Here is an 11,546-nt window from a genome sequence, read left to right on the forward strand (position 1 = left end):
ACTTACTCGGCTACGATTTCAGCCTTCTCGATGATCACGTCGTCGACCGGTACATCCTGATGACCGGCTTTCATGGTGGTGGCCACGCCCTTGATCTTTTCGACCACGTCCATGCCTTCGACCACTTCACCGAATACGGCGTAGCCCCAGCCCTGTACGGTCGGTGCGCTGTGGTTGAGGAAGCTGTTGTCAGCAACGTTGATGAAGAACTGCGCGCTGGCCGAATGCGGCTCCATGGTGCGGGCCATGGCGATGGTGCCGACCTTGTTGGCCACGCCGTTGTTGGCTTCGTTCTTGATCGGTGCGCGGGTTGGCTTCTGCTTCATGCCCGGCTCGAAACCGCCGCCCTGGATCATGAAGTTGCCAATCACGCGGTGGAAGATGGTGCCGTCGTAATGGCCTTCCTTCACGTATTGCTCGAAGTTGGCCACGGTTTCCGGGGCCTTGTCGGCGAACAGGTTCAGGGTGATGACGCCGTGGTTGGTGTGCAGTTTGATCATGATCGTATCCGTGATGAGGCAGATTCGAGCCGCTGGCTCGTGGGTGAACAGCCCTGACAGGTTGGCATGCACCCTGTCAGGGGCTTGACAGGTTGGTTATGATACGGACTTTGCCCGATGCGGCCTACCCTGTGCCGCGCCAGTATTGTTAAGGACACCATGAGCAAGCCCACTGTCGAAAAAGCTGCCAACTTCCTGCGCCCCATCGTCCAGGCCGATCTTGACAGCGGCAAGCACGCCCAGATCGTGACCCGCTTCCCGCCGGAGCCCAACGGCTACCTGCACATTGGCCACGCCAAGAGCATCTGCCTGAACTTCGGCCTGGCCGAAGAGTTCGGCGGCCAGTGCAACCTGCGTTTCGACGACACCAACCCGGCCAAGGAAGATCAGGAATACATCGACGCGATCAAGGCCGATGTCGAATGGCTGGGCTTCAAGTGGGCGGGCGAGGAGCGCTATGCCTCCAACTATTTCGAGCAACTGCACGCCTGGGCCATCGAGTTGATCAAGGCGGGCAAGGCCTTCGTCTGCGACCTGAATGCCGAGCAAATGCGCGAGTACCGCGGCAGTCTGACCGAACCAGGCAAGAACAGCCCGTTCCGTGACCGCTCCGTCGAGGAAAACCTCGACCTGTTCGCCCGCATGAAGGCCGGCGAGTTCCCCGATGGCACCCGTTCGCTGCGCGCCAAGATCGACATGGCCTCGCCGAACATCAATCTGCGCGACCCGATCCTCTACCGCATCCGTCATGCCCACCATCACCAGACCGGTGACAAGTGGTGCATCTACCCGAGCTACGATTTCACCCATGGCCAGTCAGACGCCATCGAAGGCGTGACCCACTCGATCTGCACCCTGGAGTTTGAGGATCACCGCCCGCTGTACGAATGGTTCCTGGCCAATCTCCCAGTACCGGCGCAGCCGCGTCAGTACGAATTCGCCCGGCTGAACCTGAACTACACCATCACCAGCAAGCGCAAGCTCAAGCAACTGGTCGATGAAGGTCACGTCAATGGCTGGGACGACCCGCGCATGTCGACGCTGTCCGGCTACCGTCGCCGCGGCTACACCCCGGCTTCGATCCGCACCTTCTGCGACATGATCGGCGTCAACCGCGCTGGTGGCCTGGTCGACATCGGCATGCTGGAATTCGCCATCCGCGAAGACCTGGACGCCAACGCCTCGCGCGCCATGTGCGTGCTCAAGCCGCTGAAGGTGGTGATCACCAACTACCCGGAAGGCCAGGTCGAGAACCTCGAGCTGCCGCGCCATCCGAAGCAGGACATCGGCACCCGCGTGCTGCCGTTCTCCCGTGAGATCTACATCGACGCCAGCGACTTCGAGGAAACCCCGCCGGACGGCTTCAAGCGCCTGATCCCCGGTGGCGAAGTGCGCCTGCGCGGCAGCTACGTGATTCGTGCCGATGAGGCGATCAAGGATGCCGCCGGCAATATCGTCGAGCTGCGCTGCTCCTATGACGAGAACACCCTGGGCAAGAATCCGGAGGGCCGCAAGGTCAAGGGCGTGATCCACTGGGTGCCGGCCGCCGAAAGCGTCGCGTGTGAAGTGCGCCTGTACGACCGTCTGTTCAAGTCCGCCAACCCGGAGAAGAGCGAGGAGGGCGGCAGCTTCCTCGACAACATCAACCCGGACTCGCTGGTGGTGCTCACCGGCTGCCGCGCCGAGCCGTCGCTGGTCAAAGCCGCTGCCGACGACCGCTTCCAGTTCGAGCGTGAGGGCTACTTCTGCCTGGACAAGGACTCGACGGCGGACGCCCTGGTGTTCAACCGCACCGTGACCTTGCGCGACTCCTGGGGGCAGTAATGGCACTGTCGATCTACAACACGCTGAGCAAGGTCAAGGAACCGTTCAAGCCGCTGATCGGTAACAGCGTACGCATGTACGTGTGCGGCATGACCGTCTACGACTTCTGCCATATCGGCCACGCCCGCGTGATGGTCGCCTTCGACGTGGTCACCCGTTGGTTGCGTCAGCGCGGCTATGACGTGACCTACGTGCGCAACATCACCGACATCGACGACAAGATCATCAAGCGTGCCAACGAGAACGGCGAACCGTTCGAGGCACTGGTCGAGCGCATGATCGCGGCGATGCACGAGGACGAGGCGCGTCTGTCCGTGTTGCGCCCGGACATCGAACCGCGTGCCACCGGCCATATCGCCGGCATGCACCAGATGATCCAGACCCTGATCGACAAGGGCTATGCCTATGCGCCGGGCAATGGCGACGTGTATTACCGCGTCGGCAAGTTCGTTGGCTACGGCAAGCTGTCGCGCAAGAAGATCGAAGACCTGAAGATCGGTGCGCGCATCGAGGTCGACGAGGCCAAGGAAGACCCGCTGGACTTCGTCCTGTGGAAGGGCGTCAAGCCGGGCGAACCTAGCTGGGAGTCGCCTTGGGGCGCAGGGCGCCCGGGCTGGCATATCGAGTGCTCGGTGATGTCCACCTGCTGCCTGGGCGAGACTTTCGACATTCATGGCGGCGGCCCGGATCTGGTGTTCCCGCACCACGAGAACGAGATCGCGCAGAGCGAGGCGGCCACCGGTAAGCAGTACGCCAATGCCTGGATGCACGCCGGCGCGGTGCGAGTGGATGGCGAGAAGATGTCCAAGAGTCTGGGCAACTTCTTCACCATTCGCGAGGTGCTGGAGAAGTACCACCCGGAGGTGGTGCGCTACCTGCTGGTGTCCAGTCACTACCGCAGCCCGATTAACTACTCCGAGGAGAGCCTCAAGGAAGCCAAGGGCGCCCTGGAGCGTTTCTACAACGGCCTCAAAGGCTTGCCGGAAGCCGCGCCTGCCGGTGGCGAGGAATTCGTCGAGCGCTTCGGCGCGGCGATGGACGACGATTTCAACTCGCCGGAAGCCTGCGCCGTGCTGTTCGAGATGATCCGTGAGGTCAACCGCCTGCGGGAGTCCGATGTGCAGGCCGCTGCCGGCCTGGCTGCCCAGCTAAAGCAAGTGGCCAGCGTGCTTGGCGTGCTGCAACTGGAGCCAGAGGCCTTCCTCCAGGCCGGTGCTGCCGGCAAGGTCGATGCAGCAGAGGTCGATGCGCTGATCGCCGCGCGCCTGCAAGCCCGTGCGGAGAAGAACTGGGCGGAAAGCGACCGCATCCGCGACCAGCTCACCGCCATGGGCGTGGTGCTGGAAGATGGTAAGGGCGGTACCACCTGGCGCCTGGCCGAGTAAGCCTCGCGCTCAACGACAAAGGCCGCTTTCGCGGCCTTTTTCATTTTTCGGTTTCTTACGCTGTGAGCGAGCTGCCGAGACCCATAAGGAGCGGTCCAGGTAGGGGGCGAAAGTGTGGCGGTCAGATTTCCCATAACTTTTGCCGATGCGACAGTCAGTTACGCCAGTTCGACAGCTCGTCCGCCAACTGTGCTGCTGGCGGGCGCTTTTCGTTAGTATGCGCGCCTTATCGTGTCCGTGGCGCCACAAGCGCCTGGCGATGCTTGCAGTGGTTCGAGCCAAACGCTCGGGCGACGTTTCCCCGATCCCTCAAGGAAACCCCCGCAACTCTTCGATTTCCTGCTTGTGGTATTTCCCTTTATGACTCGTTTGAAAGGCTCGGACCTCCTGGCCCTCGGCTTCATGACATTTGCGTTGTTTCTCGGCGCAGGCAATATCATCTTCCCGCCCAGTGCTGGTCTTGCCGCCGGGGAGAATCTGCTTCCCGCAGCACTCGGTTTCCTGCTGACCGGCGTCGGCTTGCCGCTTTTGACTGTGGTGGCCCTGGCCCGAGTGGGCGGTGGTATGGATCTGCTTACCGCTCCTCTGGGTAAGGTGGCGGGTGCAATCCTCGCGGTAGCGGTTTACCTGGCCATCGGTCCGCTGTTCGCCACGCCGCGTACCGCCGTGGTGTCCTTCGAGATGGGCATTGCGCCGTTCACCGGTAACGAAGGGGCGCCGCTGCTGATCTATACCCTGGTGTATTTCGCGGCCGTGCTGTTCCTCTCGCTCAATCCCGGCCAGCTGGTCGACCGTATCGGTAAATTCATCACGCCGGTACTGCTCGCAGCGCTGCTGGTGCTGGGCGGCGCTGCGCTGTTCGCGCCGGCAGGCGAGATTGGCGCGGTAGCCGAGAGCTACCGCGAAGCGCCGCTGGTGCAGGGCTTCCTGCAGGGCTACCTGACCATGGATACCCTGGGCGCGCTGGTGTTTGGCATCGTGATCGCCAGCGCCATTCGCGACCGTGGTGTCAGTGATGCAGGCCTGGTAACCCGTTATTCGATAATTGCCGGCGTTATCGCGGCCATCGGTCTGTCGCTGGTGTATCTGGCGCTGTTCTATCTCGGTGCTACCAGCCAGGGCATCGCCGGTGATGCGCAAAATGGCGTGCAGGTGTTGACCACCTACGTGCAACATACCTTCGGCACCCCCGGCAGCCTGCTGCTGGCGGTGGTCATCACCCTGGCCTGTCTGACCACCGCGGTTGGCTTGTTGACTGCCTGCGGCGAGTTCTTCAGCAAGCTGCTGCCGGTTTCCTATCGAACGGTAGTAATCGTTTTCGGTCTGTTCAGCCTGGTGGTGGCCAATCAGGGCCTGACCCAACTGATCAGTTTCTCGATTCCGGTTCTGGTGGGGCTGTATCCGCTGGCTATCGTGCTGGTTGCATTGAGCCTGGCCGATCGCCTGTGGGTTTCCCAGGCGCTGGTTTTCGTGCCGGTGATGGCCGTTACGCTGGTCTTCGGTGTGGCCGACGGTGTTGCCGCGACCCCATGGGCCGACAAGGTCCCCGCCTGGTTCGGGCAACTGCCTCTGGCCGGTCAGAGCCTGGGCTGGCTGCTGCCGGTGGCGGTGACGCTGGTTCTGGTGGTGGCGCTCGACCGCCTTCTGGGCCTGCGTCAGAGCGCTACCACTGCGTAATAGACCCTCGAAACAAAACAAGGCTGCCCACGAGGCGGCCTTTTTTGTCGAACAAGAAAACAGGCAGCCTGGCTATAATCCGCAGCAGTCTTACAAGGAGTTGGCATGCTCAACAGCTATCCGTACCTGCCTCATTTTCTGGCCGCACTGTGGTTCGTTCTGTGCTGGGGCGGCTACACCCGCTATGCCTCCTCGAAGGCGCGAACCACACCCTGTCTGGCCAGCGTCCTGCACCTGTACCGTGAAGACTGGATGCGCCGCATGCTGCTGCGTGACAATCGCATTGCCGACGCCAACGTGATCGGTAACCTCGAGCGCAACGCCTCGTTCTTCGCCTCCAGCACGCTGATTATCCTGGCCGGTATCCTCACCGTGCTGGGTGCCTCCGACCGCGCCCTGTCGCTGCTGGCCGACATTCCTTTCGTGCAACAGGCCAGTCGTGGCCTGTCCGAGATCAAGCTGCTGTGCCTGGGCATCATCTTCGTCTATGCCTTCTTCACCTTCAGCTGGTGCATGCGCCAGTACAACTTCGCAGCGGTGCTGGTGGGGTCGGCGCCGATGGTGGGTGAGCGGCATGTCACCGAGCAGGAGCGCAAGGCTTTCGCAGAGCGCACAGCACGGGTGATCTCGATGGCTGCCAACCAGTTCAACTTCGGTTTGCGCGCCTACTATTTCGGGATGGCAACCCTGGCGTGGTTCATCAACCCCTGGTTCTTCATGCTGGTGACTGCCGGCGTAGTCGTGGTGCTGTATCGCCGCGAGTTCCATTCGGACGTGCTGGAAGTGATGGTGTATACCCCAACGCCGGCCGCCGAGGTGGCCAAGGAGAAGAGTGAATGAGCCTGCCGTTCTGGTGTGTCTTCATCAGCGCCTTGTTGATCTTCATCGCCAAGGCCCCGGTGGCCAGGGCCATGGCCGAGGAGGGCGGTGGTCGTTATGACAACCATCACCCGCGTGCCCAGCAGGCGCGTCTGACGGGTTTCGGCGCGCGTGCTCTGGCGGCGCATTTGAATAGTATCGAGGCCTTCCCACTGTTCGCGGCAGGTGTGCTGATGGCGCACACCACGCAGACCTACGGCTTTCTGATCGACATTCTCGCCGTCACCTTCGTCGTCAGTCGCGTGCTGTATCTGCTGTTCTATTGGTGGGATCTGCACTGGCAGCGCAGTCTGGTATGGGTGGTGGGCCTGGCCTGTAGCCTGCTGCTGATGATCAGCCCGGCGCTGAAATGAAAGAAGGCCCGCATTGCAGGCCTTCCTGATTTTCAGCGGAGGTTACTGGCCGTCTACAGCGTCTTTGGCTTCGTCGCCGGCATCCTCGATGGCATCGGCCGCATCGCTGGCCGCATCCTCAATTTTCTCGCCAGTGGTAGGTTCATTACCCAAGGCTTCGTTGGTCTTCTGTTCGATGGCATCGCCGGTGTCTTTGGCGGCATCGCCCAGGTTCTCCATCGCTTCGGAGACTGACTCCTTGGCCGACTCCATCTTGTCTTCCGGGGTTTTCTCGCAGGCGGCGAGACCCAGGGCAGTGGCAAGCAGCAGGGCATAAGTCAGAGGTTTGTTCACGGTCATCACTCCATGTGTGAGAGTTATAAGTGGCTGGGCTTACCCCAGAGCACACAGTCACTTTGAATGTCGGCGCTGCCAATAAGTTCCCTTGGCCTTGAAGGCTGGCCCCCGGACGGGTGTTAGTCCGGGAGCAAGGCGCTATCATGCGCAGCCTTTTTTGCGGCAGAGCAGCAGTGTGATGAGTGAGCAGTCGATCAAGGAGCGGGCGCAGCGGTTTCTGGCCGTGCTACGTCATTGTCAGGTGCTGGGCATGAGTGTCGAGTCGGCCGACGGCAAAGGACTGACGCTGCGCTTGCCTTACGCGCCGCATATTGTCGGCAACCCGGACACCGGTGTGATCCACGGTGGCGCCATTACCACGCTGATGGACACCACCTGCGGTATCTCCACGGTCTGCGTGCTGCCGGAGTTCGAAATATGCCCGACCCTGGATTTGCGCATCGATTACATGCACCCGGCCGAGCCCGGCAAGGACGTCTTTGGTTTCGCCGAGTGTTATCGGGTCACGCCCAACATTATCTTCACTCGCGGCTATGCCTATCAGGACGACCCCGAGCAGCCAATTGCTCACGTGGTCGGTGCCTTCATGCGCATGGGCAAGGCCGTGCAGGGCGGCGCTGAGCTGAAGCGCAATATCCAGCAAGGCGGTGACGCATGAGCGAGCTGAGTCTGGAGCAACTGGTAGCGCGTGCGCACCAGCAGAACGATTATGACCCGCTGATCAATCTGATTCCCTACGCCAAGCTGCTGGGCATCGAATGCCTGCGTCTGGGCGACGACATGGTCTTTCGTCTGCCAGCCAACCACGACTGCATCGGTAACCCGGTATTACCGGCGCTGCATGGCGGCGTAATCGCTGGTTTCATGGAGCATGCAGCCATGCTCCATCTGTTGATGTTCATGGGCATTCCACATTTGCCCAAAATCATCGACTTCTCGATAGATTACCTGCGCGCCGGCCATTATCGTGACACCTATGCGCAGTGCCAGGTCTGGCGGCAGGGGCGTCGGGTGGCCAACGTGGCGATCACCGCCTGGCAGACCAAGCAGACCGAACCGATTGCCACCGCCCGTGCCCACTTCAAGGTCGATGAGCCCTGAGTCGTTGAGACTTGCCCGGCAATTGGAGCGGATCGGCAGCGCAGCGAAATCATGACAAGGACCCTGTAGATGGATGCGTTGCTGATAATTGGTGGCCTGGTGCTGATGCTGGCCGGTCTGGTATGGCTGGTCATGCGGGCGTTCGCCACCAGCCTGTTGTGGGGCTGGGGCAGTCTGATCCCACCGATCACCTTGATCTACATCGTGCGCCACTGGCGGCGAGCGCGTAGCGCGGTCACTCTTATCGGGCTTGGCGTCATCCCGCTGGTGGTGGGTTTGACCTTGCTGGCGAGCAAGGATGCCGAGCGTCTGGCGGCGATCGTCCGTCTGGACTGGCTCAAACCCGAGGTGCAAGTGCCGGCAGAGCTGGCCATCGATCTGGACGGTGAGCTCAACGGCCAGCCATTTCGCCCGCAGCAAGGTGAGCTGATCGATGGCGTATTGGTGCTGCGCGAGGGCCTGGATTTCTTCGCCCTGCGCGAACTGAGTATCCGCCTGCCGCAGCCAGTCGATGGTCCTGTACGTATCGACGTGCTGCCCCAGGACAGCGGTAACCTGCCAGAGGTCGAGCTGAGCTGGCTGTTACCGGAGCAGGACCTGCCCGAGGCGCGTCGCCTGAGCCGTGGCTACACCCTGCATCTGGACCTGCAACCGCAGGAACCGAATCGACTGGTCGGTGATTTCCATCTGGTCATGCCGCCACGCTTCAAGACCAGCCTGAGTGGCCGGGTCGAGCTGTACCGTGATCGCCTGCGCTATGTGGATGGCAAGGTCGATACCCGGTACGACTCCAATGACACCATCGCCCATCTCCTGCAGGACTATCTGCAACGACGTTTCGCTACGCGCGACGTGCGCGAGTTGAAACTGCCGGTGTTCACCTTCGAGGGCGATACCCTGGAATTGCAGGTTGACGCGCAGATCGACGGGCGTAACGAGCGCTTGCCAATTCGTTTGCACAAGCGCTCTGAGCAAGGCTGGATGGTGGAGGGCGATCGCTTCCCGGCATTGCCCTCCGTTGCGGCCAAGCAACTGACACAACAAGTTGAAGCGACTGCCGTCGAGGAGCGCCTGAGTCGTCCGGTCGACCGTCGTCAGCGTTTCAGCCTGGCGCGTTTGCAGCGCAACCCGGAACAGTACCGCAACCTCAGCATGCGCCTGAGCCGCGCCAGTGGCGGCATGGTGGAGGGGCGTTTCGTCGGTGTCGATGACGATGGCAGCATTCGCCTCAGTCAACAAATGGGCAGTGGCGGCGGCCAGGCCAGCTTCAGTTTCAAACCGGAAGAAATCGGTCGCCTGGAACTGCTGGAGCCGTAGTGCGGGTGCAACCCGCCATATTCGGCTTGCAGGTGGTTTTTACCTGCCCGAGACGATGATGCGCCTGCTCCAAGCCCTTGAAATTCATCCAGCAGGCCCCATCTGTAGGTCATCGCCGCGATAGCGGTTCCTGTCCTACAGATGGAGTTAGCAGACCATGAGTGTGGAAACTCAAAAAGAAACCCTGGGCTTCCAGACCGAGGTGAAGCAACTGCTTCACCTGATGATCCATTCCCTGTACTCGAACAAGGAAATCTTCCTGCGCGAGTTGATCTCCAACGCGTCAGACGCCGCTGACAAGCTGCGTTTCGAAGCGCTGGCCAAGCCGGAGCTGCTCGAAGGTGGCGCCGAACTGAAGATCCGCCTGTCGTTCGACAAGGATGCCAAGACCGTCACCCTCGAAGACAACGGTATCGGTATGAGCCGCGAGGAAGTCATCGCGCACCTGGGCACCATCGCCAAGTCCGGCACTGCCGACTTCCTGAAAAATCTCTCCGGCGACCAGAAGAAGGATTCGCACCTGATCGGCCAGTTCGGTGTGGGTTTCTATTCTGCCTTCATCGTCGCCGACGAGGTCGAAGTGTTCAGCCGCCGTGCCGGTAGCCCGGCCAGCGAAGGCGTGCATTGGTCATCCAAAGGTGAAGGCGAGTTCGAAGTCGCCACCGTTGAGAAAGCCGAGCGTGGTACCCGCATCGTTCTGCATCTGAAGAGCGGTGAAGAGGAGTTCGCCGATGGCTGGCGCCTGCGCAACATCGTCAAGAAGTACTCTGACCATATCGCGCTGCCCATCGAATTGCCGAAAGAGCATCACGGTGAAGACAAGCCGGCCGAAGTCGAGTGGGAAACCGTCAACCGCGCCAGCGCCCTGTGGACCCGTCCGCGTACCGAGATCAAGGACGAGGAGTACCAGGAGTTCTACAAGCACGTCGGCCATGACTTCGAGAACCCGCTGAGCTGGAGCCACAACAAGGTCGAAGGCAAGCTGGAGTACACCTCGCTGCTCTACGTGCCGGGCCGGGCGCCGTTCGACCTGTATCACCGCGAAGCGCCCAAGGGCCTCAAGCTCTATGTGCAGCGCGTATTCATCATGGATCAGGCCGATCAGTTCCTGCCGTTGTACCTGCGCTTCATCAAAGGTGTGGTCGACTCCAACGACCTGTCGCTGAACGTTTCCCGCGAGATCCTGCAGTCCGGCCCGGTCATCGACTCGATGAAATCGGCGCTGACCAAGCGCGTGCTGGACATGCTGGAGAAGCTGGCCAAAGACAAGCCGGACGACTACAAGACCTTCTGGAAGGCCTTTGGCCAGGTGCTCAAGGAAGGCCCGGCAGAAGACTTCGCCAACAAGGAGAAGATCGCCGGCCTGTTGCGTTTCGCCTCCACTGCTGGCGAAGGCGACGAGCAATTGGTTTCGCTGGCTGACTACCTGGGCCGCATCAAGGAAGGTCAGGACAAGATCTACTTCCTCACTGGTGAAAGCTACGCGCAGATCAAGAACAGCCCGCACCTTGAAGTCTTCCGCAAGAAGGGCATCGAAGTGCTGCTGCTCACCGATCGTATCGATGAGTGGCTGATGAGCTACCTGACCGAGTTCGACGGCAAGCAGTTCGTCGACGTGGCCCGTGGTGACCTGGATCTGGGTGAGCTGGACTCGGAAGAGGACAAGAAGGCCCAGGAAGAAGTCGCCAAGGCCAAGGAGGGGTTGATCGAACGCCTCAAGGGTGCCCTGGGCGAGCAGGTCGCCGAGGTTCGCGTGTCTCATCGACTGACCGACTCGCCGGCGATTCTCGCCATCGGTGAGCAGGATCTCGGTCTGCAGATGCGCCAGATTCTCGAGGCCAGCGGGCAGAAGGTTCCGGATGCCAAGCCGATCTTCGAGTTCAACCCTGCGCATCCGCTGATCGAACGTCTGGATGCCGAGCCGGACGAGGACCGTTTCACCGATCTGTCGCACATTCTCTTCGATCAGGCCGCGTTGGCCGCTGGTGACAGCCTGAAAGATCCTGCCGCTTACGTGCAGCGTCTGAACAAGTTGTTGGTGGAGCTTTCTGCCTGATAGGTCAGGTAGTGGAACAAGCCCGCTTCGGCGGGCTTTTCTATGCGCGCGATTGATCGGGTTTAATTGACAAGCGCGACCCCGTCGTTTCAGATGCTGGCAATTGGCTGGCTTTCTG

11 protein-coding genes are annotated in these 11,546 nt (G+C 61.1%); 9 read left to right on the plus strand and 2 right to left on the minus strand.

The window, feature by feature from the left end; translation table 11 throughout:
• Window positions 1-2 precede the first annotated feature (2 nt).
• Window positions 3-500 carry a peptidylprolyl isomerase gene (locus tag BLT86_RS04770; RefSeq protein ID WP_092375076.1) on the minus strand — a complete coding sequence of 166 codons (498 nt, stop codon included), beginning with the start codon at window positions 498-500 and terminating at the stop codon, window positions 3-5.
• A gap of 159 nt (window positions 501-659) precedes the next feature.
• Between BLT86_RS04770 and BLT86_RS04775 the strand changes: the two genes are divergently transcribed.
• The 5 genes from BLT86_RS04775 (at window position 660) to BLT86_RS04795 (ending at window position 6,618) form a co-directional block, all read left to right on the plus strand.
• Window positions 660-2,324 carry a glutamine--tRNA ligase/YqeY domain fusion protein gene (locus BLT86_RS04775; RefSeq protein WP_092375079.1) on the plus strand — a complete coding sequence of 555 codons (1,665 nt, stop codon included), beginning with the start codon at window positions 660-662 and terminating at the stop codon, window positions 2,322-2,324.
• Window positions 2,324-3,709, plus strand: coding sequence for a cysteine--tRNA ligase (cysS, locus tag BLT86_RS04780; protein ID WP_092375081.1), 1,386 nt, complete (start codon window positions 2,324-2,326; stop codon window positions 3,707-3,709). The genes BLT86_RS04775 and cysS overlap by 1 nt, the downstream gene beginning before the upstream one ends.
• 360 nt (window positions 3,710-4,069) lie before the next feature.
• The gene (brnQ, locus tag BLT86_RS04785; protein ID WP_017677170.1) at window positions 4,070-5,386 is read left to right on the plus strand and encodes a branched-chain amino acid transport system II carrier protein; all 1,317 of its coding nucleotides are present in this window, start codon (window positions 4,070-4,072) and stop codon (window positions 5,384-5,386) included.
• A 105-nt stretch (window positions 5,387-5,491) separates the two neighbouring features.
• On the plus strand, window positions 5,492-6,226 hold the full coding sequence (locus BLT86_RS04790) for a DUF599 domain-containing protein (protein WP_017677169.1): 735 nt from the start codon (window positions 5,492-5,494) through the stop codon (window positions 6,224-6,226).
• Complete coding sequence (locus tag BLT86_RS04795) at window positions 6,223-6,618, plus strand: MAPEG family protein (RefSeq protein ID WP_017677168.1); 396 nt, start codon at window positions 6,223-6,225, stop codon at window positions 6,616-6,618. Before BLT86_RS04790 ends, BLT86_RS04795 begins: the two co-directional genes overlap by 4 nt.
• A gap of 42 nt (window positions 6,619-6,660) precedes the next feature.
• Here BLT86_RS04795 and BLT86_RS04800 read toward each other — a convergent pair whose 3' ends face one another.
• On the minus strand, window positions 6,661-6,957 hold the full coding sequence (locus BLT86_RS04800; RefSeq protein WP_003460576.1) for a hypothetical protein: 297 nt from the start codon (window positions 6,955-6,957) through the stop codon (window positions 6,661-6,663).
• Between the two features lie 175 nt (window positions 6,958-7,132).
• Between BLT86_RS04800 and BLT86_RS04805 the strand changes: the two genes are divergently transcribed.
• The 4 genes from BLT86_RS04805 to htpG all read left to right on the plus strand — a co-directional run bounded on the left by BLT86_RS04805 (window position 7,133) and on the right by htpG (window position 11,428).
• Complete coding sequence (locus BLT86_RS04805; RefSeq protein ID WP_059392196.1) at window positions 7,133-7,612, plus strand: PaaI family thioesterase; 480 nt, start codon at window positions 7,133-7,135, stop codon at window positions 7,610-7,612.
• Window positions 7,609-8,055, plus strand: a complete 447-nt coding sequence (locus BLT86_RS04810) for a PaaI family thioesterase (RefSeq protein WP_045733186.1) — start codon at window positions 7,609-7,611, stop codon at window positions 8,053-8,055. Before BLT86_RS04805 ends, BLT86_RS04810 begins: the two co-directional genes overlap by 4 nt.
• Before the next feature lie 69 nt (window positions 8,056-8,124).
• Complete coding sequence (locus BLT86_RS04815; RefSeq protein ID WP_092375084.1) at window positions 8,125-9,372, plus strand: MFS transporter; 1,248 nt, start codon at window positions 8,125-8,127, stop codon at window positions 9,370-9,372.
• 157 nt (window positions 9,373-9,529) lie between these two features.
• Complete coding sequence (htpG, locus tag BLT86_RS04820) at window positions 9,530-11,428, plus strand: molecular chaperone HtpG (RefSeq protein WP_092375088.1); 1,899 nt, start codon at window positions 9,530-9,532, stop codon at window positions 11,426-11,428.
• The last annotated feature ends 118 nt before the right edge of the window (window positions 11,429-11,546 follow it).

The sequence above is a fragment of the Pseudomonas sihuiensis genome (genome assembly GCF_900106015.1).
Classification (GTDB): Bacteria; Pseudomonadota; Gammaproteobacteria; order Pseudomonadales; family Pseudomonadaceae; genus Aquipseudomonas; species Aquipseudomonas sihuiensis.